Below are 26,240 nucleotides of genomic sequence, written 5' to 3'. Positions count from 1 at the left end.
AAAGTATGCGTTTTTAACGGTTTATCCGCCGAAATAGTGTCTTATTGTTAGGATACGGTGAAGTTTTCACTGGATGGACCATTGCTACGCAGATATTCGCATATAATCCCACACAGTTTTGGTTACTACGTAAAAATTATGTTTCTAACACCTTATTTTTCAAACACTAATCACCAGTTTCAGTTCACTCGCGAACAAGCAAGCCACTTTGCAAAACGTGTCGCAGGTGACTACAACCCAATTCATGATGAAGACAACAAACGCTTTTGTGTCCCTGGGGATTTACTTTTCGCAGTGCTCCTTAGTAAAGAAGGCGTTAGCCAAAAGATGCGTTTTAACTTCTCTGGCATGGTAAACGATGGTGTAGCACTTCATATTGAAAATAAGTGTGACAAAGAAAGCGCTGTTGTTGACGAGGCAGGTAAAGAATACTTACACATGTCCCGTGAAGGTGAAACTAACCACGATCCGGCATTTATTGAGCATGTAGTGACAAATTACGTGCAATTTTCTGGTATGAACTTCCCTCACATCATGGTTCCTCTTATGGAAGAGAAGCAAATGATGATTAACTGCCAGCGTCCATTAGTTATTTATGAAAGCATGGAAGTCGAATTTTCACGCTTAGACCTTACGCATCCAGAGGTGGATTTCACTGGCGCAACATTCGATGTAGAAGGAAAACGAGGTGTAGTCACCTTAAACTTTGCGTTCAAAGAAGACGGTGAAGTCGTTGGTAAAGGTATTAAGCGCATGGTTGCAAGTGGCTTGAAGCCATATGACCAAGAAGCGGTTGACGACCTTGTACGCCGCTTTAATGAACGTAAGGATGCATTCCTAGCAAAGTTCGTTAAGGCAGCCTAGTCGACTGCCCTATCAGAAGCGCACAAAAAACGTGTTTACTAAAAGAAAGCCCAACGTCGACCGTTGGGCTTTCTTTTTATGTCTCATCCAAACAAAACTAAACGCAATGCTTAGAGCCAACGACGAACATGGTTTTTATAATCCACATACTCTTCACCAAACAATCGCTCTAAAACGCGTTCCTCAGGCTTGATTTGAAACCGATTCATATAACTGACAAATATCACGCCACAAAGCACCACACTCAAGTGCTGCCACCACAAACCAGTTGCTATGATTAGAAGCAATAATGCCGTGTACATAGGGTTGCGTGAAAAGGCAAACACACCAGTTCTTACAACAGAAGATGCCGCTTCAGGTTTTACTGGGTTCACTGTGGTTTTTACTTTGCGAAATTCATACACGCCAGCAATGCCCATGTAGCCAGACAACAAAGTTAATACACCTACTACAAATTCAACAAAGGGGACTCGAATGTTCATGCTCGGCGTCAAAACTTTAAGTCCGTACATCAAAAGTATGACTAGCAAAAACACCGCAACAGGTGGGACTTTGAGTTCAAGTTTTCTCAAGATTCATATCCTTTGAAAGGGTCTAAGTACGGTTTCTAAAAAGCCCAGTAAAACTGGGCTTGATTTAGTCCGATTACAACAAAGTTAACAATGCCTGAACGGGATGCTTGGGCTTCGTTCCTTCAAAGCGTTTCACTTGGCTGCGGCAAGAATAGCCTGTAATCAAACATCTCTCGCTATCCAACTTATCTAAGCTTGGCTTCCAGCTTAAATTGTAAATGTCTTTCGACATCGACAACTTATCAACCTCATGACCAAACGTACCCGCCATACCACAACAACCAACAGGTACCGTATTCAAAACTGCACCAAAGTGAGCAAAAATAGCGCCCCACTCTTTTTCCGCATTTGGCATTTTGGTTTTTTCAGTACAGTGCGCAAACAGATACCAAGGTTCCTGCGCCTTATGCTCTCCGCTTTCAAACGCTTCTAGTCTTGGGTAAAGCCATTCGTGGGCTGTTAGTACATCGAAATTACCTCGCTTACTGCCAAGCACTTCAGCGTATTCATCTCGATAACACAGCACCAAAGCAGGATCGACGCCAACTAATGGAATATCCAGATCCGCTACCATCGCCAAGAACTTCGCTGTGTCGGCTGCTGTGTCCTTAAACTGACGTAAAAACCCTTTAATGTGTTGTGCTTTACCATTCGGCTTAAACGGCAGAAGCACCGGATTCATACCCAGCTTTTTCAATAACTTAACGAAGTCTTCAACGACATCAGCGTCGTAGTAACTAGTGAATGGGTCTTGAACAATTAAAACATGTTTGCTCTTTTCAGACGAAGACAAACCACTGAGCGCTTGCAGATCATAAGGCGTTGTCAGCGACTCTACTCGTTGTTTCAAGGTGGGTACTGATAACAACGGCGCATCGACATACCCGACCGTAGATGCCGTTAAACTTTTCACCCACGACTGCTTCAAAACACCATTTACGACACCTGGCGCTTTCGCCATCATCGGCAGCATAGTCTCAATGTTCGCAACCAGATAGTCTTTTGCAGGACGTTGGTAACGAGAGTGATAGATGTTTAAAAAGCGCGAGCGAAAGCTCGGAACATCGACTTTAATCGGACACTGACTCGCACACGCTTTACACGCCAAACAACCATTCATCGCTTCATACACTTCGTGAGAGAAGTCATACTCGTGACGACGATTGATAGAATGACGTACGCGGTCAATCATGGTTTTGATTGATGTTTTGTTTTCTAGTGTTTGCTTTTCTAAGTCAAGAATATCAATGCCTTGCTCAGTAAGCTGACGCAACCACTCGCGAACCAAACCCGCACGACCTTTCGGTGAATGACGACGATCGGCTGTTACTTTCATCGATGGACACATTGGCGAGCTGGTATCGTAGTTAAAACACAAACCGTTACCGTTACATTCCATCGCTTGTTTAAAGCTGTCACGTACTTGAACGTCAATCTGACGGTCATAGTAACCACGTTTGGTATCGGTAACTTTGACAAGCTCTGCATCACTATCCAGCGGTGTACAGATTTTGCCCGGGTTCATTTTGTTGTGTGGATCGAATGCCGCTTTCACACGTCTCAGTTCAGTAAACAACTCGTCGCCGAAAAACTCAGGGCCATATTCTGAACGGAAACCTTTGCCGTGTTCACCCCACATCAAACCGCCGTATTTCGCCACCAGCTTGACCACTTCATCAGAAACTTCGTGCATCAATGCTTCTTGGTGCGGGTCACACAAATCCAACGCAGGACGTACGTGAAGCACCCCAGCATCGACGTGACCAAACATGCCGTAATTCAGAGACTTGCTGTCTAACAGTTCTCGAAACTCTACAATGAAGTCCGCCAGGTTTTCTGGTGGCACACAGGTATCTTCAGCGAATGCGACCGGTTTAGCACGACCTTTTGCTGCGCCTAACAAACCCACCGCTTTTTTACGCATGTTGTAAATACGCCCAATGCTCGCTACATCGTTACAAACTTGGTAGCCGATAATGCCCGCTTCTTCTGTTTCCAACATGGTATCGAGCTTGGCGGTCAACGCTGCAACCTGAGCAGCAACTTCCTCTTCGTCCTGACCTGCGTATTCCACCATATTGATGCCAAGCATCTCTTTATTTGGAACATCGGTAAGTAAATCGCTCACGGTGTGCCAAACGATATCTTGCTTCGCGAGATTAAGCACTTTTGAGTCAACGGTTTCTACAGACAGCGCTTTCGCCTCTACCATAAACGGTGCATTACGCAGTGCAGAATCAAAGCTGTTGTATTTAACGTTAACCAACGTACGCGCTTTCGGAATTGGCGTCAGGTTCAGCTTTGCTTCGGTAATAAATGCCAATGAACCTTCCGCGCCGCAAAGTACTCGTGTGATATCGAAACGGTCACCGTCTTCATTCAAGGCATTTTTTAAATCGTAGCCCGTTAAAAATCGGTTAAGAGGAGGAAACTTATCTACGATCTGCTGGCGTTTTTCACGACATACGGATTCCGTTACACGTAGCGCCTTGGCAGCAAACTCGCCTTCTTTTGGGTAACCATGGGACAAGTCCGACTCTAAAATTGAACCATCAGCAAACACCGCTTGTAGCGACAAAACATGATCGGATGTTTTTCCGTATTTCAGAGAACCTTGACCAGAAGCATCGGTGTTGACCATGCCGCCAATCGTTGCACGGTTACTGGTAGATAAGTCTGGAGAGAAGAAGTAGCCATAAGGGCGAACAGCGTCATTTAACTGGTCTTTCACTACACCAGTTTGTACACGAACCCAGCCTTCTTTCTCATTAATCTCAAGCACTTTGTTCATGTGGCGAGACATATCCACCACAATACCTTTGGTTAGCGACTGACCATTGGTCCCTGTGCCGCCACCACGAGGTGAAAAGGTAATTCGTTCGTACTTTTCTTTATTGCTCAGTTTCCCGAGGAGAGAAACATCTTCTGTCGTTTTGGGATGAACGACAGACTGAGGAAGTTGCTGGTAAACACTGTTGTCAGTGGCAACCGCTAGTCGGCTTGAATATTGGCTTTCGATATCACCAGTGAATCCGGCGTGCTCAAGCTCTTTCAGAAAACTAAGAACAAGAGGATCGACATCAGTTTGCGAGTGTAATCTTGGTAACATTTGCTTCCTGCCCCTACGACGCTGATCCGATCAGCTGCGGGTTGTGTAATTATTTGCTCACTTCTCATACAAATTGGCGCTAAGCGAAAAAACACCACAAAAGAGTTAGTGAAGTAATATTCTTTGAATTTCGTCACTTTACAACATTTAAAAAGACGAGCAAATCAGAATCTCGATACAATAATTAAACTTATGCTTTATTTTTTCACGCTTGATGCCTACATTGGGGAACGAATCGCGTTTCTAGATGAGTTTTCAGAATGAAAAAAAATAAAATTGTGACCACTGAAGATATCCTTCTCAAACTTTGCCAGTCTGTTTCTGGCGTACTTACTTCGGCGACATCTTCTCAAGTAAATTATTCAGCAATGGTGCAAAAAATCCACAAGACTAGCCTCAAACCAGATTTTGGCTGTTTTGTTCTGTTTGATGGCGGATTTACCGGGCTAGTTGTGATTAATTTTACGGCAAAAGCCGCACTGGAGATCTACACCAACTACATGCGTAATATGGGCATGCCAGAAGAAGAACTGGCAATATCTCATACTTCTGACGAGGTAGGCGATGTTCTGGGTGAACTCATGAATCAACTGGTCGGAGACTTCACTAATAAAATTCGTAAAGACCTGCAAACGAACATCACACAAAACCAACCAAAAATGCTGGCGCTGAATAAGCAAGTTATCTTACAAGTTGATACCAACCTTGACCGCCCTCAAGCGCGCAGAGTGACGTTCTCCACCGAAAACAACAATATTTTCTATCTCGAACTAGCAATGGATAAAACTGAGTTCATCCAACTGGAAGAGTTTGAAGTTGCTGAAGACGAAAACCCAGACGACATTTTAGAGGCAACACGTAAACAGTTGGCTGAGAAAGAATCTAAATCGTCGGGATCAAACGATGATGCCGATGACTTGCTCAACCAGCTCGGGTTGTAATTCTAACGAATCTTAATGAAGAATGGCTTCTTAGACACAAGTACGACTTCATACTGATTACGACGAACTAAAACGCCAGCCTCGCTTAATGCGAGGCTTCTTTTTATGTGCTGAAATTATCTTCAGTCCCACCTTGTATTTCGTTTTTATGTCAAAAAAGGTAATATGTCTGACTTCATAAATTTTCTGCTTTCGTTACTGGTTGTCGATGGATAAACAAAAAGCTCTGAAAAAAATCGCCAAGTGCTTAGAACTGGGCAATTCCGCTAATGTTAATGAGGCTGCCAATGCTATCAAAATGGCACATCGCCTCATGCTTAAATATGGTCTCGATAAAGACGATATTGAGTTCATCAGAATGGGAAAAACACAATCTTCTCATCTGCTACCAGCGAACATCAGTTCTACCATATTGCGAGTGATTCGCGGCATTAACACAAAATTCGGTGTCGAAGCAGTATTGTTGAATCACAAAGGGCTCAAACGTGTCGAATTTATCGGTGAAGCAGATCGCGCTATTTTTGCTGCATTTGCTTTCGATATTGTTTATCGCGAGATGAACGAAAGTACCGGACAATTCCGAAACAGCTTTGCTGGCACCGGCACCTCTTCTCAGGAAGTGACTCGCCGTGTGAACTCATTTGTATCTGGCTGGGTGGAAGGCGCGATTGAAAAATTGCCAATTATTTCTCCAGATGAAGAGTCGGCCAATAAAATTAATGACTATATTGATAAAGAATTCCAAAACATTGACCGCGAAACGTTCAAGAAGCAATTGAAAGAAGCAATGAAAAACCTAACTGAAGACTACGAAGTGGGCTTAAAGAAAGGTAGAAAGGTTTCAGTTAACCGTGGAGTGGGCGGCGAACAAGCACGCAAAATGTTGGGCGATTCATCGAAATAGCCAGAATAGTAAAGGATTCACATAAGCAGCAATGACTTCGATGTCGATGGGGCTTACTTTGAGAGCTTTGGCAGTATTGGTAGGAATTTTCTTACAGAAACTCTTATCAATCTTACTTTCTCATAACAAATATTAATGCTTGTTTATTCATAATTCGCATCCCATTATGAGGCATGGTTTCGCCTCAGTTTTATACGGAGATTTTCCCTTGAAAAAGATGCCTATTGCACTAGCTCTAGTGCTAGCTCTTACTGGCTGTCAAGCCACTCAACGCCAAAATGCAACAACGGGTGAATACGAAACTAACTCCACCACGCAAGGCGCGCTTATTGGTGCGATCGCTGGCGCAGCAATCGGCCTAGCAACGGGTGATGATGCTAAAGAACGTCGTCAGCATGCACTCATTGGTGCAGCCGCAGGCGGAGCGACTGGCGCTGGCGTTGGTTACTACTTTGACCAACAAGAAGCGGAGTTACGTCGCGCTTTGCTAAACTCTGGCGTACAAGTTCAGCGTGTTGGTGAAAATCAGCTTTTACTGCGTATGGAAAACGGTATCGGCTTCTCTTCAAGCTCTTACCAGCTTGATGCTAGTATCCATAATACTCTACGCGGTGTTGCTCGCATCCTAGTTGAGTACCCAGATACCAGTCTCGTTATTGACGGTTACACGGATAGCACAGGTAGTGAGTCATACAACCAAACGTTGTCAGAGCGCCGTGCAGAGTCCGTACGTCAATTCCTAGTATCTCAAAACGTTGCACCTGGTCGTGCAATTGCACGCGGCTACGGCGAACGTAACCCAATTTGCTCAAACCAAACTTCTGAAGGTCGTGCGTGCAACCGTCGTGTTGAAATCCAGATCTTGCCACTGAAGTAATTTGGTTGCACCATAACGGTAATAATAAAAAATTACCGGAGCAGGCCTAACCATTATCGTTAGGCCTGACATATTAATGTCTGTCAAAACGTCTGCCCTACTCTGCTTATTTAGCCTCAGCTTTTCTGGTTACTCGCTTGCCTCTCAAGCTCCAAATGACCCCATCGAACAATACGAGTACGCACAACAATTATTGGCATCAAACGAAGCTGAAGCCTCACCAGAAACGCGCTACTGGCTAGAGCAATCCGCCAACCAAGGTTACCTCCCTGCACAAAAACAGCTCGCGAACGACTTTGCTAAAGGGATCAATGGTGAAAAAAATGAAACACAAGCGTTATATTGGCTAACCTCTATCGCACTCAATGACCCAACCGATCGTGGCTTTCTTCTCGCCGATTTTATTCAGCGCAATCCAGATAAGGTCACAACTTCTCAATTGACTGAAGCCTTGTATCAAATGGCTTCTCAGCATAATCCAGCAGCAGAACAGGCTTATAATCAACTGTTAGAGCAGCGCTTCAACCAACTGCGAGCTAAACAAGTCTCGCAAATAAAGTCGCTCGATAAAAAGGCGGAGCAAGCACAGGAAGAGAAAAGCACAGTTGCAAACCCCAAAGTAGAACACTCGCCGTTTCTATGGCTGATTTGGCTAGCGGCGATACTCATCATCAGCGGCTTAAGTTTCCTCGTGATCAAAAAACTCAAGCAGAATAGAAAAGCGCGTGAAGCCAAAGGGGAAAGCCAAAATCAACGAATGGCGGAAAAAATAAAAGAGCTAGAGTTTACGAACAAGCAACTGAAGCGTCAGTTAGAGAAAGTATTCAGAGAATTTAAGAAATCCAAAACTCAGGCAGAAAACCATAAGCTAAGCGTCGCGTGTGCTATGTTTGGCTACACACCACAAACCATCCCTGATTTACAGGCAATCAAGCTACGCTATAGACAGTTATCAAAGCTTTATCATCCTGACACAAGGGGCAGTGAAGAAGAAATGAAGCGACTCAATCATGCCTTTAAGCTCGTCTCACAAAATGTTACAAAACAGTAAAAATAGGTCAGGATACTTTGGCTACCATGCTTTTATTCCCATATAATCAAACACCGCAATCGATCTCCCTCTCAAAGAAATTAACAGACATTTAACTTAAGTCGCGCTTTTATGCCATAATGCCCGGCGCAAAATAACACCTAACGACTCAAATTAATCTAGGTGGGGAGAAAATCAATGTTCACTGAAGAAGGCACCTGTGATTGGTGTAAAAAACCTAGTCTTGTAACTCGTCACGATTATTTAGATGGCAAGCACCACTACTCATGTAAAGCTTGTTACGATATGGCAAAAATCGACGTGCGCCTATTTAACCAAGGCGAATTGCAAATGCGCGAACGTTTGCAACGAGCGAGCTAAGCAAGACGGAATCAATGGAACTGATTTTCAAAAGCGCCTTTTATAAGGCGCTTTTTTGATCTCCCAAGCCTATTTCCAATCTCTATCTCGTATTCCCTCCTATCCTACATAGCATGTCGCATCGGTTATCAGCCCTCTTCCACTGTATACAAACCACTGTCCGTGAAAAACACCTGTATATACAGTAGTAAACCCCTGTATGTCTCTCGTCCAACTTTCTACTCACCTCACATTTTTAAATTGATGTTAGACATATCAGAAATAAAAAATAAACAAATAAATTCAATTACTTAAAGTAAAATTCTTTTATTTCCTTTTCAAAAAACCGCAAATAACTTTTGAGAAACTTGTTGATCAGGTCGCCAAAACAAACTACTGTATAGGCATACAGCATGTATAAAGGAACAGTAAGATGCAGTTACAAAGTCAATCTCATACATACTCTCGTTACAACGTATTGGCACAAGCAACTAAGCCCATGGCCGTTTCGGATCAGCTTCTATCTAAGCTGGCTGTTTTATCGCAGCAGAAACAATGGATTTTGTTTACAGCAGACTGCCCTCGTCCAGACTTTGAACAACTCACTGCTTCTAATATTTGCTGTAAAAACGTTATTCAAATGAAGCCCTCTCAACAGCTTTCAGAAGTCGAGATCGTGATAAAAGCCATCCGATCAGGCAATGCCAGTGCTGTTGTCGCATCCAATAAAATTGCACTTATGAATCAATCTATGTTGCGCGACATGGCGCAGCGCTATCAGTGTGAAGTCTTTTTCGTCGAAGGCAGAGTTAATAAGTACCACTAATAAGTTCGACGTTATCCATCCTGCATCTCGCCTCCTTTTTAAGGGGGCTTTTTTTGTATTAAAGAAAATAGGCAAACGTTTGCTTTTTCTCTGGCGAGTTAAAATAGTTCTGGTATGATGCCCACATTCGATTTATTCAGCGCCCACATTTTGCTGAATATCTTCTCTTTCTGACGTTTGATTAAGATGATAGGAATGTCGCAATGAGCCTTGCTAATCAAGTACTTGCCGTCAATGACGACCTGCCAATTCGCACCCATAAACCCGTTCATAGTGGAAAAGTTCGTTCAGTTTACTGGTTAACTGATGAAGACAGCGCCCGACTGATCAAAGAAAAAGGATACAATGTCGCGCCAGATGCGCCTTTGGCTATCATGGTGATTAGCGACCGAATCTCTGCGTTCGATTGTATTTGGCATGCTGAAGGTGGTCTTAATGGTGTCCCGGGTAAAGGGGCTGCGCTTAATGCGATTTCTAATCACTGGTTCAAACTGTTCAAAGAAAATGGCTTAGCAGATAGCCATATTCTAGACATTCCTCACCCTTTTGTTTGGATTGTACAAAAAGCCAAACCGGTAAAAATCGAAGCCATCTGCCGCAAATACATCACGGGTTCGATGTGGCGCGCTTACGCAAATGGCGAGCGCGAGTTTTGTGGAATCCAACTTCCTGAAGGGTTAGAAAAAGACAAAGCACTGCCAGAGTTGCTAATGACCCCATCCACAAAAGGCATTCTAAAAGGCATTCCCGGTGTGCCAGAAGCGGATGACGTTAATATTACTCGTCAAAATATCGTAGACAACTACGAAGCATTTAACTTCTCAAGTGCGGACGATATCGCACTCTACGAAAAACTGCTGAAAGAAGGCTTTAACGTTATCAGCCAAGCATTAGAAGCAATTGACCAAATCTTTGTCGATACCAAATTCGAATTTGGTTATGTTCATGATGCTGCTGGCAATGAAAAGCTGATTTACATGGATGAAGTGGGTACACCAGACTCGTCTCGTATATGGGATGCTAAAGAGTACCAAGCAGGTCACATCGTAGAGAACTCAAAAGAAGGTTTCCGCCAGTTCCTACTTAACCACTTCCCTGACCCAGATATCTTGCTAAATAAAGAACGTATGCCAGAGCGTGAAGCACTCGCTCGTGATAATGCTTTACCCGTCGAATCTTTGATGGCGATTTCGAGCACCTACATTGGTATTGCCGAGAAGATTACAGGCAAGCCGATTCATTTGAGTGAGAATCCGAAAGCGGAAATCATCGAAGTTCTGAGCAAAGAATACGGATTGATTGACTAGCACTGTCGCTAGATTGCTAAATGCTTTCCAATAAAAAGTCCGCACTAGCTTGCGGACTTTTTTCGTATTAGGCTCAGTTTAGCCGATATTTAACGTAGTGCCATCTGTTGTAGAGGCTGACTTGGTCGTCACCTGATATGTTTTGTCTTTAATCGTTGATACGAAATACCAGGTCGACTCTGCCTTGTCGGGCGTAAAAGTAACGCGCATAAAGCCACGCTGTTTGATGTCTGCCCACTGTAATTCTGACACTAAGTGCGGCAGCGTGTATTCCATTTGAGCGATCGCAACAGGGTCTAACGCGAGGTAGGCCTCTAACCCAGGGGAACTCACAGAGCTAGTCGCAAACTCTACCCCGATAGGATGCTTAGATACGTCTTTAAGCTCACTTGCCCATGCGTTGTGCGTATCTCCTGCCAAACAGACAAAGTTACCACTGCTGGCTTTGGCCAGTTGATAAACGTTCTCTCGCTCAACGTAGTAACCATCCCATGCATCTAGGTTATATGGCAAAGCAATGGTATCTAAACTTGGGTCAGAGAGATAACCCGTAATCGCAGAGTTTACCGCTAATAACGCCTCTGTTTTTTGTTCTTCAGTGGCAGTAAACAATTGAAACATCGCGGTCATAACCGAACTTGGCAACTCCATACGAGACATTAACACTTGTTGCCCTAGCACATTCCAAGTTGCGTCGTGCGTACTGAACGCATCCATCAGCCAAGCGAGTTGGTCAGCGCCTAACAGCTCTCGGTCTTGACTGCGCGACTGGGCAACTAAACCGCCAATAGCTTCCATCGTTGGTGAGCTGAGCGAGAAATAATCCAACGGTTTATCACGCCCCACAAGTCGCGTGTCGAGCATCATCAAATTGACTAAACTTCCAAACGAAAACTGACGGTAAATCAGCATGTTTGAGAAAGTGTTTTCACGAACGGGCAACCATTCTGTCCACGCGGCAGCCGCAGATGCACGACGATCATTAAAACTGCCTTCCTCTTCTTGATGGTTTTCCGCACCATTTTTCCAAGTATCATTTGCAAGCTCATGGTCATCCCAGACAGCAATCATTGGTAGGCTCGCATGTAACGCTTGCAGATCAGCATCTTGGCGATATTGCGCATACCGTTTTCGGTAATCATCTAAGGTAATACATTCAGTGCCTTTGCTTGGCTCTCGCCCTAGTGCCTCAGCATCTTCACTAGCGTAGCCACCAGCACCATACTCATAAATGTAATCACCGAGATGAAGCACCACATCAAACGGGTCTTGCTCATGTTGATTTAAAATCTCTCGATACACATGGAAATAGCCAGCAGGATAGTTTGCACAAGAAACAACCGCCATGGATGCCTTTTCTACACCATCCTCTGGTAATGTTTGAGTTTGCCCGACTTCGCTAGTGACATCTCCAACCATGAATCGATAGTAGTAGCGAGAATTTGCGTTGAGATTTTGAACATCGACTTTTACCGTGAAATCTCGGCTCGTGTCTGTGGCAAAAGTGCCACTTTGCACGATATCAGTAAAATTTTCGTTAGATGAAACTTGCCAGCTTACATCTGCGTAGCTTGCTGAGGTCGTAACACGAGTCCAAATGATTACTTGTGTTTGAGTAGGATCTCCACTCGCCACTCCGTGCTCAAAGGTAACCGCAACAGATTCACTAGCATCGCTACCACAGCCCACCAGCCCGGTAACAATCGCCGTTGAAGAGGCAGCTTTCATAAAGTCTCGACGAGACAAAGACATATTGACTTCCTTTCTTATTGTGTTTGTTTTTATGCCCAAATGACGTGGTGACTCAATCATCCTTGTATGCCAATAAGGGACGTTAATTCGAACTTACAGTACCAACCACTTAGTCGGTAATTTGTCCTAAAAACACAAAGTTAGAAGCTAGTTATGACAATTGCATTTCCAAACGTTACATTTTTGTTAATTTAAGTGCAAATACTCTATATTCATCACACTTCCTAAGACCTGTGACAAAAACCTCAAAATAAAAAAGCGACCTACTTTGAGGTCGCTTTTCATTGCACTATTGTTAAGTAGTACATCGATGAAGTGGAAATACTCAGCCTAAAACTTGATGTTAAGAACATCTTGTTCTGACGTGTCCACCTTCAACTGACTGCGAGATTCTATGTACTCGATTTGCTGAACATCGAGCGAATATGGCATAACGACTCGCAATTCATTGATCCCTTCATGTTTAGCTAGCTGGGTTAAGCGGACCAAATTGGATTCATCACTTTTACGAGAAGACATCGATTTTAATGCGGCATCCCACAACCGATCTTCAGGCTTGCGCAATTCCGCAATGTTCTGTTTCCACATCAAACCGAAAATAGGCGCGATGGTGGCAAATGCCTCTAAAAAGGTCCATTTTTTACTACCTGTCGCTCCTAAAAAGCTAGTGTAGTCGAATTCAATGCACGTCTTTCCTTGTTGATCCATTCTATGCCCCCGACACTCGAAAATGAGATATACCAAATATCGTTCAACTGTTTTGATATAGCAATGGGATATAAAACATTCGTCTTTTATGCCCTAATTTACATACAAAAGGAAATATTAAAACCAGCTTTGTAACAACTGATGTACAGCTTCGCCATATATAAGCATTCAATTGATTAATATTTCAATTAAGAAACTAAAAACAACACGCAAGTAACGCTATCAATATGAAATCATTATAGATTCACCAAGAAAATATCAATTCTTGTCACAACGTCATCCGCCGACCTACTTTACATCAATCACTCGACTGGCCTTTTTATACTGTATCTTCCAACCAGCCCAACGTGGCAGCTCCCAACGCTTCGGGTCTCCCTTACGGTTTCCCTCTCGATAAACGACCTGTACTAGCTTGCGAGACGCGTAATACTCAACATCCAGTTGGAGTTCTGGCAGCGAAAGTTCTAAAGGGTACTGCTCCGTGAAATCGTCGTATTCCCATTCTGGAACACCGTTAAATGTTAAGTCTTCCGGTTCAAACAACGCCATATCATCGACATTTTCAACGCCTAATGTTTCCAACTGATCCTTTAACCAGCTAGAAAATGTCAAGGAGGCCAAGTCGTTAACCTCTTCTCCTTCGACATTAAGGCCCAATGCGTTGTAGAGTTTCCAGTGTTGGATTTGTTGTTTTCTTTGAGAAGCAAATCCTGGTAACAGTGTCTCGTCTTCTATCATTTCGACAATAGACTGAACAGCAACATCACCTTTTAACGCTTGATGTTCAGTACAGATTGTTCGTCCGGCGTAGACCAAATGCATCGTTGCTCTTGGGGTCTCCTCTTCATAATTCGTCTCACCTTGTTGCCACTCCCCTAGCTCAAGTTCGCGTAATAATGTCAGCGGGATAGGCATCATAACCGATGCGAGGTTCAGTGTTTGCTTAACGCCTCGTCCTGGCACGCTATGGCTATCTAGCACGATGGCCGCTTCTTCTTTATCAGGAAAGCGGCTGTTACGCCCAACCAGCATCTCGACTACGCCATTTCCTAGAGCATCCCTTCGACGAGCTCGTCGGACAAACACAAGCTCAGGGTGCAATGAGGCGATGGAGAAAAAGAGCGCTTCACGTTTATATCGAGAGGCAACGTCAAGTTCCGGTAATTCAAATACTTCTCGCATTTGTTTCGCTAAACCTTGTGCCTCTTCGAGTGCGCTGGCATCAATGACAATGCCCGGAAGTCGCTCCCCCCGAACCAAACGGATCAACAAAGAGACATCACATCCGTATGGCTCCTCTTGAGATAGAAGCTCAGCAACTTCACCACTTTGTCGCTGATAGAGCTGCGCAGGCACAGATAAGGCGGCAGCCAAATCAATCATTGCTTCCTTCTCTGGCTTCGCTTGAATTCTGGTAACGAGATCGGCAAACAGTGCATCAATGGGTAGTGGATATACTTTTCTACCATGCTGCGTGACATTGCCATCCTCATCAATCGCTTCCATAGATAACAACGTCGAATGAGATGCCTCTAGCGACTTTGGAGGAATTGAGTCGAGAAAATCGAGTGTTGAAAGACGGTACCCACAACAAGCCGCTGCCAGCATGGGCTCGACGAGCTCTTCTCTGTGTAATTCTGGAGGTGTCACCAACTCTAAAGGCGCGTGCTCACCATATAGACGAATACAAGCCCCTTCGGTAACGCGACCTGCTCGCCCCATTCGCTGCGCGGCACTGGCCTTAGAAATGTTGGTTAATGTCAGTGCTGTACGTCCATTTCGTTGTACAGTTCTGCGCTCTAAACCACTATCGATTACCACACGGATATTAGGAATGGTCAGAGAGGTTTCCGCGACGTTGGTTGCCAATACGACTTTCCGTTGCTTTTGTACCGTCAGCGCACGATGTCGTTCTTCATCACTGACCGAGGCATGAAGTTTAACCACCATGACATCACTGCTGCTTTGTAGCATCTGCGCGCATTGGGCGATCTCTTTACGTCCTGGGAGAAAAACAAGAATATCGCCATCTTCATCTTCCAGTGCTTCTTTTACCGCTCCGACAACTTCCTGTTCACATCCCTTTTTGTTCGGTAAATAGCGGCTGTCTGTGGAACGATGTGTCACCGTGACTGGAAAGCAACGTCCCTCCGAACTCAGGCGCTTAGCATTCAGGTAACGAGCAAGCTTTTCGCCTTCTAAGGTAGCGGAAGTGACGATCAATCGATGTTGATTTTCTTGCTTCAAAATGGCGGTTAATAGATCAATATCCCAGCGTCGCTCGTGAAATTCGTCCACTATCACGACATCAAAGTCTGCTAGCTTGTTTTCCGAAAACCAACGCAGTGCAACCCCCGGAGTCACAAATACAACTTCGGTTTTTTCATCAAAGTAGGCATGAAGCTTGATCGCGTAACCGACTTTGCGACCTATTGGCCCTCCAGATTGCTCCGCAAGAAATTCAGCCAGCGAGGTACAAGCAATTCGACGTGGTTCAATAACCAGAACGCGTCCGTGTTTTGCCGCCCACATGGGCAAGCGGGTAGATTTACCCGACCCGGTTTCGGCTTCCACCACAAGATGGTTAAGGCTTACATGATGGTCAAACTCGGCTTGCAGGCTGTCGATAGGTAGTTGAAACATAGAAATTGGATTTGATTTGATGATGCAAAACATTATACCCAAGTAAAAAAATCCTGCTTTAGGTATCTCTAAACAACCAATATTGCCGATATTTTCGTCGGTATCTGAATTTTTTTGCGACATTACATTGATGTGCATCAACGCATGTTTACAACTAAATAGTGAACCCGTTAAAATTTGGTGCGCATCCTTCAACCCTACATAAGGCACCCAATGAACAACGATAAACGCCCACTATATATTCCATATGCGGGTCCGGCTCTTTTAGCAACCCCTCTTTTGAACAAAGGCAGTGCATTCTCTGCTGAAGAACGTAGTTCATTCAACTTAGAAGGTCTGCTTCCAGAGTCGACCGAAACTATCCAAGAGCAGGTGGAACGTGCCTACCAGCAATACAAAAGTTTCGAAAGCGATATGGATAAGCACATTTATCTGCGTAACATCCAAGACACCAACGAAACATTGTATTACCGCCTAGTGCAAAATCACATTTCTGAGATGATGCCTATCATCTACACGCCGACTGTTGGCGCAGCATGTGAAAACTTCTCTAACATTTACCGTCGTGGTCGCGGTCTGTTCATTTCATACCCGAACCGTGACCGTATTGACGACTTGCTGAACAACGCAGCAAACCACAACGTTAAAGTGATTGTTGTGACAGATGGCGAACGTATCCTTGGCTTGGGTGACCAAGGTATCGGCGGCATGGGTATTCCAATCGGTAAACTGTCACTATATACCGCGTGTGGTGGTATCAGCCCTGCTTACACGCTACCAATCGTTCTTGATGTGGGTACCAATAACCCGCAACGCTTAGCTGATCCGATGTACATGGGTTGGCGTCATCCTCGTATTACGGGTGCAGAATACGATGCATTTGTAGAAGAGTTTATCCAAGCGGTACAGCGCCGTTGGCCTGATGCTTTGATCCAGTTCGAAGACTTTGCTCAGAAAAATGCGATGCCTCTTCTAGAGCGTTACAAAGACCGCGTGTGTTGCTTCAATGATGATATTCAGGGTACTGCAGCTGTTACTGTTGGTTCCCTACTTGCAGCTTGTAAAGCAGCAGGAACTCAGCTTTCTAAACAACGTATTACCTTCCTAGGCGCAGGGTCTGCTGGTTGTGGTATCGCAGAAGCGATCATCGCACAAATGGTATCGGAAGGAATTTCTGACGAGCAAGCTCGCTCACAAGTTTACATGGTTGACCGTTGGGGTCTGTTACAAGAAGGCATGCCTAACCTTCTTGATTTCCAACAACGCTTGGTGCAAAAGCATACCAATACGAAAGAGTGGGAAAATGAAGGAAATGGCTTCTCACTACTCGATGTTATGCGTAGCGCCAAGCCAACGGTATTAATTGGTGTTTCTGGTGCGCCTGGCCTATTTAGCCAAGAAGTCATCGAAGAAATGCATAAACACTGTAAGCGTCCGATTGTCTTCCCACTGTCGAACCCAACAAGCCGCGTGGAAGCGACACCGAACGACATCATTCGTTGGACAAATGGTGAAGCACTGGTTGCAACAGGTAGCCCATTTGAGCCAGTGGTTCATGAAGGTCGCACTTACCCTATTGCACAATGTAACAACAGCTACATCTTCCCAGGCATTGGCCTTGGTGTACTTGCTGTCAATGCAAAACGTGTCACTGACGAGATGCTAATGGAATCAAGCCGCGCGCTCGCAACATGTTCTCCTCTAGCAATCAACGGTCGTGGGGCTCTACTTCCACCACTGGAAGAAATCCACTTAGTGTCGAAAAAAATCGCATTCGCCGTTGGTAAAAAGGCAATTGAACAAGGTGTCGCATTAGAAATTACTGATGAAGCATTGAACGTGGCGATTGAACAGTCGTTCTGGCAACCTGTTTACCGCCGTTACAAACGCACTGCGTTCTAAGCTTGAGACAATTCGTTTAATAATTAGCCCCTACCATGTAGGGGCTTTTATTTTTTTATCATCCTAACCAGATTTTGGCATAAATGGGCTTCTCTCTTTTTGTTTCTATCAGATATGATGAGAACTACATTTTTAGTTAAGGATATAAAACGTTTTGTTGTTTTCTCGCATAAGATCAAAGTGGAAGCTGAAATTTTCCTGGAAGCGATTTGCTTTGATTTTGTCGATCTCTGCACTTAGTCTGCTTGTTTCTGTTATAGCCATCGACCGGTGGGTGGTTTTACAAGCCAAAGAGAGCATTTTCACTGAATACGAGCAAATCCCTCAACATGAGGTTGCCGTAGTTCTTGGTACCAGTAAATACATCGGAAAGATCCTCAACACTTACTACACTCATCGCATTAATGCGGCGATTGAGCTTTACAACCAAGGCAAAGTAAAACAGTTTTTATTGAGTGGTGATAACGCCCACCGTTCATACAACGAACCGTGGACAATGAAACGCGACTTACTTAAAGCAGGCGTGCCTGAAGAAGTGATTCACCTTGATTATGCTGGCTTTCGTACCTTAGATTCGATTGTACGAGCAAAAAAAATTTTTGCTTCGGAGCGATTTCTGATTGTGACTCAACGCTTTCACTGCGAACGCGCACTGTTCATCGCTGATGCTTACAGCATTGATGCGCAGTGTCTCGCGGTAGCAGGGCCGACGGCCAACAAGCAAAAAACATCGATGCGTGTTCGAGAACTGCTAGCCCGTGTGAAAGCGTTTTTAGACCTGTACATTATCAATACGCAGCCTAAGTTTCTTGGCCCTCAAGAACCTATCGTCGCAGTAAAAGAGCCAAATAAAGCAGCTAACGAGCCTCTTCAAGTCCCCGTCGAATAGAGGAATAACGTGGCTCACAAGCCTAGTAACATTTCTATAAAACAAATGGGTAGTTTTCTACCCATTTCCAATTCTCAACATCACACTTTCTAATTTGCTCTACGATTCAGGCAAAACTCTTTTTCGCATTCAAAGTAACATTTCATCAATAAATAACTACAAGTCAGTTACTTTGCCATAAAAAAACCGACAAAAGGCAATGCAAAAGGAGCACTACCCATGACCGCACTCGCTGTGACATTGAAGAATTGGTTCTTCACTCGCAACAGCATGATTTTGAACGCGAATATCCTATTGTTCATTATCTTGTTTAATACCTTACCCTTTGAACCACAAGTAGTAACCGGCCTGAGCATCTTAGTTTTTGTTGCTATTTTGTGGCTAACCGAAGCGATTCACGTCAGCATTACTGCGCTGCTCATACCACTACTTGCGGTATTTTTGGGTGTGTTCAACACTCAAGCCGCACTGAATAACTTTTCCAACTCCATCATTTTTCTATTTTTGGGTGGTTTTGCACTAGCTGCGGCTCTACATAAACAAAAGTTAGATCAAGCTATTGCAGATAAAGTACTATTGCTGGCAAGAGGAAAAATGTCTGTCGCTGTATTCATGCTATTTGGTGTGAGTGCTGGCCTGTCAATGTGGATTTCAAACACCGCCACCGCCGCGATGATGTTACCGCTTGTGCTGGGTGTGATGACAAAGCTAGACGCCAAGAAAAACCACAACACCTTTTTGTTTGTTCTACTCGGTATCGCTTACAGTGCTTCAATTGGTGGTATTGCAACACTGGTTGGTAGCCCACCAAACGCAATTGCAGCAGCTGAAGTTGGCCTTAGCTTCACTGAATGGATGAAGTTTGGTGTACCTATTTCCCTAGTATTAATGCCAATCGCTATCCTCGTATTGTACACGATGACTAAGCCTGACCTTAGCCACAAGTTTGACCTTGACCATCAACCAGTCGAATGGACAAACGGCAAAATGATTACGTTGGCGATTTTCTTACTGACCGTAACTTTGTGGATATTCAGTAAGCCTATTAACGCTATGCTGGGTGGCTTCGCGAAGTTCGATACTCTTGTAGCCATTGGCGCCATCCTTCTACTTGGTGCTTCTCGCGCCGTCGAGTGGAAAGATATTGAGAAAACAACCGACTGGGGTGTGTTAATCCTATTTGGTGGTGGTATCTGTCTGAGTAACGTCCTAAAAGCAACCGGAACAAGCGTATTTTTGGCTCATAGCTTGTCAGGCTTCCTTGAGCAAGCCGGTATTCTCTTAACGATTCTTGCAGTGGTTGCTTTTGTTGTCTTCTTAACTGAGTTTGCGAGTAACACCGCCAGTGCTGCGCTACTTGTCCCTGTATTTGCGACCATTGCAGAAGCCTTAGGCATGTCTCCGGTTATTCTCTCTGCACTGATTGCCGTCGCTGCATCTTGTGCATTTATGTTACCTGTTGCAACACCTCCAAACGCGATTGTGTTCGGTACGGGTCATATCAAGCAAAAAGAAATGATGCGAATTGGTTTCGTATTAAACATTGCCTGTATTGCTGCACTAACGCTTTTCGCTTGGTTGTTCTGGTAAAAATAGCAAGTTCGATTAGCACTACACTGCTGCTCACGGTAATCGTATCGATAACCCAAACTTCCCCCCTAAGTGGTGTTCAGCAGTTTCCCTCTTGGTGGCCAGTTGGCCACCTTTTTTCTTTCCTTTTAGTGAACGGCTATCAGGCTTGCTTCTTTTCGCAAGCAAGTAAACCATAATGAGCTTCCACTCGGTTGCGACCATTGCGCTTCGCCTGATACAGCACTTCGTCAGCTCTCGCCATGGTTTCTGAGACGCGTTCATTCTGCATTTGGGCAACGCCAATACTGCAAGTTAATGATTCACCGTGCACCCACAAATGATCCTCCACATTTTTGCGAATCATTTCTGCCTTCTCTAGCGCTTGTTCAATATTGGTATCAGGGCAAAATACGACAAACTCTTCGCCGCCCCAACGAACGAGTCGATCGTCTGAGTAAATAGAAGTCGCTACCACCATGACAAATTCGCGCAATATGTCATCCCCCATTTGGTGCCCAAATTTGTCGTTCACCTTTTTAAACTTATCCAAGTCCAAATAGAGAATACTGAAGGTGTTATGCCCCCAGCGAACCTGACGAGATTGTTGTTCCAGCCAGTGTTGCACAGCATATCGGTTCATCGCGCCCGTCAAAGCATCTCGATGCGCTAACTCTGCAAACTCATAGTTTTGAGCTCGCAAAGTATCATTCACCTTTTCCAAATGACGGTGACGCTTTTGCGCTTTTTCATAAGCCACTCTATTTTTTCGTAACTCATGCAGTGAAAAAGCCAGTCCAAGCGCCATCCAAGAGAGTAATAATGCATACAACAATGTTTCTTGCGCAAGGTAAGCGCCTTCAAACTCAATTTTATCAATCACAATTCTATGTTTACCAAGTGCCGCACCAGACCCAGTTGCAATATCAATACGTGTGATGTTTGAAAATTCAGGTGCAGAGTGCTCAATCGCGACTCCGTTATCCGCTAACCACCAGGTCATCACCTGAAGATTTTTAATCGGAATTTCGACAATATCGCTCGAACCCGACGGAGAAAACTGCATGCCATTATATTTAATGGTGTACTCGTCGTCCGGCTTGGAATACTCAGAATTATAATTGCGAAGATACAAACGTAGGTCGTGGCTAGGGTTAGCCCCTATTCCTGCCTCTTCATATCGCACCTTCAATCGAATCGTATGGTAGTTGGAAAGGTCAATACCCTGTGTTGGCGTTGCTGAATCGGTATAAACCGAGATTCCGCAGTAAGGCCAAGCATACGAGCTCTGCTTTAGTTCACAGCTAAGAACTAGGCTTTGCCGATCGTATGTGATATCAGCCTCACTCACACCTCCTTCACTGGCATCTTTAGTTGCATAGATATTGAAATGCTCAGGTGTAATGGTCAGCTTTCGCGTATCGCCAAGCACACTATAAAGGGCAACCAAACTGATAGTGCAAATAGAAAGAGCAAAGATAAAGTTATGGATCCACTTCATGGGCAAGTGACCTGCTGAGATTATATGCAATACGTGAGGTTCAATAATTTCAAAAAATGAAATCAAGGTGATTTATCAAGAAATAAAATCACTTTCTCATTCAATTCTTAGTTTCGACACATAGTAACGGATTTTGAACCGTTATCACGTTTTAAAATTTCTAAAAAGTGCAGCTCAACTTCTATTTGCGAAGCATTTCACAGCCATAATTTTTAGAAAATAAAACACGATGCATAATAATTTAGTGCAAGACATTTACTTTAAAGCTCCTGTCAACCCTGCATCTCTTCTCCACTTCAGTATATACTGTGCAAAAACACAATAATGAGTAATGTCATGTCATTAATTGCAACTGGCACGCTAAACAAAATGCGTGCTTCTCTGGACGGTGCCGTCAACTACCGTCTTCCTGTCGGTGAGGAAGAAATCGACTTAACTCCGTTTCTGGGTAAAACGCTCACACTGACTCACACTGGCAATATTTTTTGTTGCTCATGTGGAAAGAAAACGAAAAAGAGTTATTCGCAAGGCCACTGTTTTGTATGCATGAAAAAGCTAGCAAGCTGCGACATGTGTATCATGAAGCCAGAGACCTGCCACTACGATCAAGGGACTTGTCGCGAACCACAATGGGGTGAAGAGAATTGCATGGTGGATCACTTTGTCTACCTGTCCAACACATCCAGCTTAAAAGTTGGTATTACTCGTCATACTCAAATCCCGACTCGTTGGATTGACCAAGGCGCGACTCAGGGCTTGCCAATTTTTAAAGTAAAAACTCGCCATATCTCCGGTTTAATTGAAGTTGAACTGGCGAAACATATCGCAGACAAGACCAATTGGCGCACACTGCTTAAAGGTGACGGTGAACCTATGGCATTGCAGGACCGTTTTGCTGAGCTATTGCCTTTAGTCGAAGAGAAAATTGCCGAGATAAAACAGCAATTCGGCGAAGATGCCATTGAAGTATTAAACGAAAGCATTACCGACCTTAGCTACCCGGTACAACAGCACCCAACGAAGATCACTTCGCATAACTTCGATAAAAACCCGGTTGTTACTGGCACTTTGCAAGGCATCAAAGGTCAATACCTCATCTTTGATACTGGCGTTATTAATGTAAGAAAATTCACTTCCTATGAAGTTGAAGTTAGTGAGTAATCGCTTGTAAAACGCGTTGATTCAAATAAAAACGAAAAAAGCTCGAGTTTGACTCGAGCTTTTGTTTTTCTATTAGGAAGAAATCGTTAGTTATGCGTCAAGGATGCTTTCTAGCACATCGAATAACATATCGACTTCTTCTATTGTGTTGTAATGCATACAACCAATTCGCACTACACCACCCGATTCTTCTAAACCAAGTTGACGAACTAAGCCCAACGCATAAAAGTGACCATTCCATACACAAATGTTATGTTCACCCAGTGTTTTCGCGATGAACTCTGGAGAATATCGGTCAAACGTTAGCGCAAAAGTTGGCGTGCGGAGTTGGCTATCTTCCTTTGCGATACCGAATAGATTGACACCATCTAATGCATTCAAACGCTGTAAGAAACGCTCACTCAAGCGCTGCTCATGTTGTTCATACAGTTGGTAGCTTTGCTCCAACCGTTGGCGAAGAGGTAAACCGACTTCACCAAATTGAGCCAGATACTCAACCGCAGAAACGACACCAGCAAGACCTTCAAAACTTTGCGTTCCTGTTTCAAATCGACCTGGACCTATATTAGTGGCAGGCTCGACTTTGTAAGGGCGAATACTGTGGAGCCACTGATCGGCTATGTAAGCAATACCAACGTGCGGTCCGAAAAACTTGTAAGCTGAGCAAGCTAAAAAGTCACAACCTAACGCTTGAACATCAACCAAATGATGAGGCGCATAATGGACGGCATCCACATAAACTTGTGCCCCAACATTGTGCGCCATGCTGACTACTTGCTGTACATCCACAATAGAGCCCGTCGTGTTCGATGCATAAGTCACAGCGACAAGGCGCGTTTTATCAGAAAGAAGGCGGCTTAAATGCTCCATATCCAGCGTACAATCTTCTTCGTTGATACGAACTTGATGAACCGTAACGCCTTTATCTTCTGCCGCTTGCTGCCAGCTGGATACATTTGAATAGTGATCCAAAGCGGAAACAATGATCTCATCTCCTGCTTGCCAATCTCGACTAATCGCGCGACTAAGCTGAAAGGTTAGCGAGGTCATATTGGCACCGAAGACAATATTGCCAGATGAAGGGGCATTAAGTAGAGCCTGAGCCGACTCACGCGCATTTTGCATTACGTCAACGGTCACTTGGCTAGAAAAATAATGCCCGCCTAAGTTAGCGTTGAAACGACCTAAATACCCTACCATGCTGTCTAGTACTGATTGAGGCACTTGTGAGCCACCTGGACCATCAAAAAACGTCACGGGCTTGTCGTTGTGGTATTGAGCCAACGCCGGAAATTGCTCTCTGATCTGATTAAGATTGAAGTTCATTACGCTTATCCGTAGCCGTGAGTACAAATACATCCATATGGCCCGCTTCGTCATCAATAACAGAGCGGATTGGGCACGCGTTATGCCACAGCTTGCTATCAGCCAAGATTGCGACCTCTCCGGTTTCTAGCACTTTACGGAAAAATGGGGCTTGGTTATGGCTGCTGTACAGCATGATGTCGCCACCGATGATGTTATGGCGTCCCACACCAACCATTGCAATGTGATCAAAACCGTCTTGGTGCACACCTTCAGGTGCTACTTGGGTTTCTTCTTCCAGTGCCCTGATACGGATTTGGTGAATTTCTATTTCTTGACCGTTTGGCAGATGATTCGCATTGACAAACAATTCACACATTTCTCGAAATCCATCGCTGGTAAGAATATCCTTCTCAATTGGCTCGAATTGTCTTACAACATCACCTTGAAATCGGTTGATATCAGAGGATTGAACAAAGCTATTTTTATTTAAGTCGATGACTTTGCCGTTATCAAAACCAACCACAGAATAACGTCGTAGTCGATACTGACCATCTGCATGTTCGGTACGAGGCAGTTCTTCAAACGATGGGGAAAGCTGCTCAATTGCTGCCATGCTGAGCTGTGTTAAATGTAGAGTATTCTCACGTGAATGTAACATCATTTGCTCCTTTAATGAGGCACATTAATTAACATTTAATTTACACACTAGGTTACGCAAATATTCTGCAATTACCAGCTTTTAACGTTGATAGCTTCAACAAAACGACGAAAACAACATAACAAACCAAACCAAACCACAAAAACAGAGCCATGTTTCAGTTTTACGCTTTGACAATATTTGAAACTAGACTTCTCTACTACGAATAGAATTTTATGCTAGAAGTCAACGTTCTCAATCAATATTTAGTGGGTTCTAATCTATAACCAATTATTCGATCACAATCGTTGTTTATGCTTTTAAAGCACTAAGAATTTCCATACAATCGAGGGAAATGTTACGCCCTTTTTGGAGCCATAATGAGCGACGTAAAACACTGTAAATTATTAATTCTTGGTTCTGGTCCTGCAGGATACACAGCTGCCGTCTACGCAGCGCGTGCAAACTTAAACCCTGTGCTTGTGACGGGAATGCAACAAGGTGGTCAGCTAACCACCACAACTGAAGTTGAAAACTGGCCAGGCGATGCTGAGGGACTGACAGGTCCAGCATTGATGGATCGCATGAAAGAACACGCCGAGCGTTTTGAAACTGAAATCGTATTTGATCACATCAATGAAGTAGAGCTATCACAACGCCCATTTCGTTTAAAAGGCGACTCAGGTGAGTACACTTGTGATGCCTTAATCATATCTACCGGCGCATCAGCAAAATACCTTGGCCTTGAGTCTGAAGAAGCATTTAAAGGTCGCGGCGTTTCTGCTTGTGCAACCTGTGACGGTTTCTTCTACCGTAATCAGAAAGTTGCAGTTGTGGGCGGTGGTAACACGGCTGTTGAAGAAGCGCTATACCTATCTAACATTGCGTCAGAAGTTCACCTGATCCACCGCCGCGATTCATTCCGCGCAGAGAAGATCCTTGTGAAACGTCTGATGGATAAAGTTGAAAGCGGTAATATCGTTCTTCATACCGATCGCACTCTCGATGAAGTACTGGGTGACGATATGGGCGTAACGGGCGTCCGCATTAAAGACGTGAACAGCGGTGCGACAGAAGATATCGATGTAATGGGTGCATTCATCGCAATTGGCCACCAGCCAAACACACAAATCTTTGAAGGCCAAGTAGACATGAAAGATGGCTACATCATCGTTCAATCAGGTCTTGAAGGCAACGCAACACAAACTAGTATCGAAGGTGTATTTGCAGCTGGCGACGTAATGGACCACAACTACCGTCAAGCGATCACCTCTGCAGGTACAGGTTGTATGGCTGCATTAGATGCTGAACGTTTCTTAGACTCACTTGGTGACAAATAACTTTTCACATTTGTGTCATATCCTTAAAGCCCAGCGGTAT

Annotated in this window: 21 protein-coding genes; 13 read left to right on the top strand and 8 right to left on the bottom strand. The window is 44.2% G+C overall.

The window, feature by feature from the left end; genetic code table 11:
• The first annotated feature begins 138 nt into the window (after positions 1-138).
• Positions 139-864 (top strand): DUF3581 domain-containing protein, encoded by a 726-nt coding sequence (locus R7190_RS05565; protein ID WP_017821813.1) that lies wholly within the window; start codon positions 139-141, stop codon positions 862-864.
• 110 nt (positions 865-974) lie between these two features.
• Here R7190_RS05565 and R7190_RS05560 read toward each other — a convergent pair whose 3' ends face one another.
• The gene (locus R7190_RS05560; RefSeq protein ID WP_033905135.1) at positions 975-1,436 is read right to left on the bottom strand and encodes a methyltransferase family protein; all 462 of its coding nucleotides are present in this window, start codon (positions 1,434-1,436) and stop codon (positions 975-977) included.
• 73 nt (positions 1,437-1,509) lie between these two features.
• Positions 1,510-4,545: an FAD-binding and (Fe-S)-binding domain-containing protein gene (locus tag R7190_RS05555; RefSeq protein WP_064368092.1), complete on the bottom strand. Its 3,036-nt coding sequence runs from the start codon at positions 4,543-4,545 to the stop codon at positions 1,510-1,512.
• A gap of 260 nt (positions 4,546-4,805) precedes the next feature.
• Here R7190_RS05555 and R7190_RS05550 point away from each other — a divergent pair, with 260 nt between their 5' ends.
• From R7190_RS05550 to R7190_RS05520, 7 genes are all read left to right on the top strand, one after another.
• Positions 4,806-5,486 (top strand): DUF3334 family protein, encoded by a 681-nt coding sequence (locus R7190_RS05550; protein WP_005388843.1) that lies wholly within the window; start codon positions 4,806-4,808, stop codon positions 5,484-5,486.
• Between the two features lie 208 nt (positions 5,487-5,694).
• Positions 5,695-6,390 carry a DUF2786 domain-containing protein gene (locus R7190_RS05545; protein ID WP_005377954.1) on the top strand — a complete coding sequence of 232 codons (696 nt, stop codon included), beginning with the start codon at positions 5,695-5,697 and terminating at the stop codon, positions 6,388-6,390.
• 217 nt (positions 6,391-6,607) lie between these two features.
• Positions 6,608-7,267: an OmpA family protein gene (locus R7190_RS05540; protein ID WP_005377956.1), complete on the top strand. Its 660-nt coding sequence runs from the start codon at positions 6,608-6,610 to the stop codon at positions 7,265-7,267.
• A 76-nt stretch (positions 7,268-7,343) separates the two neighbouring features.
• Positions 7,344-8,318, top strand: a complete 975-nt coding sequence (locus R7190_RS05535; protein WP_186584321.1) for a J domain-containing protein — start codon at positions 7,344-7,346, stop codon at positions 8,316-8,318.
• 177 nt (positions 8,319-8,495) lie between these two features.
• A complete protein-coding gene (locus tag R7190_RS05530; RefSeq protein WP_005377960.1) occupies positions 8,496-8,678 on the top strand; it encodes a hypothetical protein in 183 nt (60 codons plus the stop codon).
• A gap of 412 nt (positions 8,679-9,090) precedes the next feature.
• Positions 9,091-9,483 (top strand): SulA-like leucine-rich domain-containing protein, encoded by a 393-nt coding sequence (locus R7190_RS05525; protein WP_005377962.1) that lies wholly within the window; start codon positions 9,091-9,093, stop codon positions 9,481-9,483.
• Positions 9,484-9,686: 203 nt separating this feature from the next.
• On the top strand, positions 9,687-10,790 hold the full coding sequence (locus tag R7190_RS05520) for a phosphoribosylaminoimidazolesuccinocarboxamide synthase (protein WP_064376418.1): 1,104 nt from the start codon (positions 9,687-9,689) through the stop codon (positions 10,788-10,790).
• Positions 10,791-10,868: 78 nt separating this feature from the next.
• Here the strand turns inward: R7190_RS05520 and R7190_RS05515 are convergent, their stop codons facing one another.
• From R7190_RS05515 to R7190_RS05505, 3 genes are all read right to left on the bottom strand, one after another.
• Positions 10,869-12,542: an alkaline phosphatase D family protein gene (locus tag R7190_RS05515; protein ID WP_158173811.1), complete on the bottom strand. Its 1,674-nt coding sequence runs from the start codon at positions 12,540-12,542 to the stop codon at positions 10,869-10,871.
• 330 nt (positions 12,543-12,872) lie between these two features.
• Positions 12,873-13,250, bottom strand: a complete 378-nt coding sequence (locus tag R7190_RS05510) for a hypothetical protein (RefSeq protein WP_005388859.1) — start codon at positions 13,248-13,250, stop codon at positions 12,873-12,875.
• 288 nt (positions 13,251-13,538) lie between these two features.
• Positions 13,539-15,893, bottom strand: coding sequence for a helicase-related protein (locus tag R7190_RS05505; protein ID WP_161441510.1), 2,355 nt, complete (start codon positions 15,891-15,893; stop codon positions 13,539-13,541).
• Between the two features lie 213 nt (positions 15,894-16,106).
• Between R7190_RS05505 and R7190_RS05500 the strand changes: the two genes are divergently transcribed.
• The 3 genes from R7190_RS05500 to R7190_RS05490 all read left to right on the top strand — a co-directional run bounded on the left by R7190_RS05500 (position 16,107) and on the right by R7190_RS05490 (position 20,274).
• Positions 16,107-17,795: an NAD-dependent malic enzyme gene (locus R7190_RS05500; protein ID WP_186584323.1), complete on the top strand. Its 1,689-nt coding sequence runs from the start codon at positions 16,107-16,109 to the stop codon at positions 17,793-17,795.
• Positions 17,796-17,949: 154 nt separating this feature from the next.
• Entirely contained in the window at positions 17,950-18,684 is a 735-nt protein-coding gene (locus tag R7190_RS05495; RefSeq protein WP_005388862.1) for a vancomycin high temperature exclusion protein, read from the top strand.
• Positions 18,685-18,903: 219 nt separating this feature from the next.
• A complete protein-coding gene (locus R7190_RS05490) occupies positions 18,904-20,274 on the top strand; it encodes an SLC13 family permease (RefSeq protein WP_017634863.1) in 1,371 nt (456 codons plus the stop codon).
• Positions 20,275-20,416: 142 nt separating this feature from the next.
• On the opposite strand, the gene R7190_RS05485 is transcribed toward R7190_RS05490, so the two are convergent.
• Positions 20,417-21,754: a GGDEF domain-containing protein gene (locus tag R7190_RS05485; RefSeq protein ID WP_031781257.1), complete on the bottom strand. Its 1,338-nt coding sequence runs from the start codon at positions 21,752-21,754 to the stop codon at positions 20,417-20,419.
• A 336-nt stretch (positions 21,755-22,090) separates the two neighbouring features.
• Between R7190_RS05485 and R7190_RS05480 the strand changes: the two genes are divergently transcribed.
• On the top strand, positions 22,091-22,915 hold the full coding sequence (locus R7190_RS05480) for a DUF2797 domain-containing protein (protein ID WP_005377984.1): 825 nt from the start codon (positions 22,091-22,093) through the stop codon (positions 22,913-22,915).
• Positions 22,916-23,005: 90 nt separating this feature from the next.
• Here the strand turns inward: R7190_RS05480 and R7190_RS05475 are convergent, their stop codons facing one another.
• Positions 23,006-24,241 carry a cysteine desulfurase-like protein gene (locus R7190_RS05475; RefSeq protein ID WP_085569570.1) on the bottom strand — a complete coding sequence of 412 codons (1,236 nt, stop codon included), beginning with the start codon at positions 24,239-24,241 and terminating at the stop codon, positions 23,006-23,008.
• A complete protein-coding gene (locus R7190_RS05470) occupies positions 24,225-24,881 on the bottom strand; it encodes a 2OG-Fe dioxygenase family protein (RefSeq protein WP_005377989.1) in 657 nt (218 codons plus the stop codon). The genes R7190_RS05475 and R7190_RS05470 overlap by 17 nt, the downstream gene beginning before the upstream one ends.
• Positions 24,882-25,240: 359 nt before the next feature.
• Between R7190_RS05470 and trxB the strand changes: the two genes are divergently transcribed.
• A complete protein-coding gene (gene trxB / locus R7190_RS05465; protein WP_005377991.1) occupies positions 25,241-26,200 on the top strand; it encodes a thioredoxin-disulfide reductase in 960 nt (319 codons plus the stop codon).
• Positions 26,201-26,240 lie beyond the last annotated feature (40 nt).

Source organism: Vibrio sp. 1078-1 (genome assembly GCF_033340475.1).
Note: the sequence above shows the minus strand (reverse complement) of the source record. Positions and strands in the feature narration are given on the sequence as shown.

Bases quoted from the DNA above. Each gene is read 5' to 3' on its own strand.
- R7190_RS05565 (WP_017821813.1), top strand. From the start codon at position 139: ATGTTTCTAACACCTTATTTTTCAAACACTAATCACCAGTTTCAGTTC.
- R7190_RS05555 (WP_064368092.1), bottom strand. From the start codon at position 4,545: ATGTTACCAAGATTACACTCGCAAACTGATGTCGATCCTCTTGTTCTT.
- R7190_RS05550 (WP_005388843.1), top strand. From the start codon at position 4,806: ATGAAAAAAAATAAAATTGTGACCACTGAAGATATCCTTCTCAAACTT.
- R7190_RS05545 (WP_005377954.1), top strand. From the start codon at position 5,695: ATGGATAAACAAAAAGCTCTGAAAAAAATCGCCAAGTGCTTAGAACTG.
- R7190_RS05540 (WP_005377956.1), top strand. From the start codon at position 6,608: ATGCCTATTGCACTAGCTCTAGTGCTAGCTCTTACTGGCTGTCAAGCC.
- R7190_RS05535 (WP_186584321.1), top strand. From the start codon at position 7,344: ATGTCTGTCAAAACGTCTGCCCTACTCTGCTTATTTAGCCTCAGCTTT.
- R7190_RS05530 (WP_005377960.1), top strand. From the start codon at position 8,496: ATGTTCACTGAAGAAGGCACCTGTGATTGGTGTAAAAAACCTAGTCTT.
- R7190_RS05525 (WP_005377962.1), top strand. From the start codon at position 9,091: ATGCAGTTACAAAGTCAATCTCATACATACTCTCGTTACAACGTATTG.
- R7190_RS05520 (WP_064376418.1), top strand. From the start codon at position 9,687: ATGAGCCTTGCTAATCAAGTACTTGCCGTCAATGACGACCTGCCAATT.
- R7190_RS05515 (WP_158173811.1), bottom strand. From the start codon at position 12,542: ATGTCTTTGTCTCGTCGAGACTTTATGAAAGCTGCCTCTTCAACGGCG.
- R7190_RS05510 (WP_005388859.1), bottom strand. From the start codon at position 13,250: ATGGATCAACAAGGAAAGACGTGCATTGAATTCGACTACACTAGCTTT.
- R7190_RS05505 (WP_161441510.1), bottom strand. From the start codon at position 15,893: ATGTTTCAACTACCTATCGACAGCCTGCAAGCCGAGTTTGACCATCAT.
- R7190_RS05500 (WP_186584323.1), top strand. From the start codon at position 16,107: ATGAACAACGATAAACGCCCACTATATATTCCATATGCGGGTCCGGCT.
- R7190_RS05490 (WP_017634863.1), top strand. From the start codon at position 18,904: ATGACCGCACTCGCTGTGACATTGAAGAATTGGTTCTTCACTCGCAAC.
- R7190_RS05485 (WP_031781257.1), bottom strand. From the start codon at position 21,754: ATGAAGTGGATCCATAACTTTATCTTTGCTCTTTCTATTTGCACTATC.
- R7190_RS05480 (WP_005377984.1), top strand. From the start codon at position 22,091: ATGTCATTAATTGCAACTGGCACGCTAAACAAAATGCGTGCTTCTCTG.
- R7190_RS05475 (WP_085569570.1), bottom strand. From the start codon at position 24,241: ATGAACTTCAATCTTAATCAGATCAGAGAGCAATTTCCGGCGTTGGCT.
- R7190_RS05470 (WP_005377989.1), bottom strand. From the start codon at position 24,881: ATGTTACATTCACGTGAGAATACTCTACATTTAACACAGCTCAGCATG.
- trxB (WP_005377991.1), top strand. From the start codon at position 25,241: ATGAGCGACGTAAAACACTGTAAATTATTAATTCTTGGTTCTGGTCCT.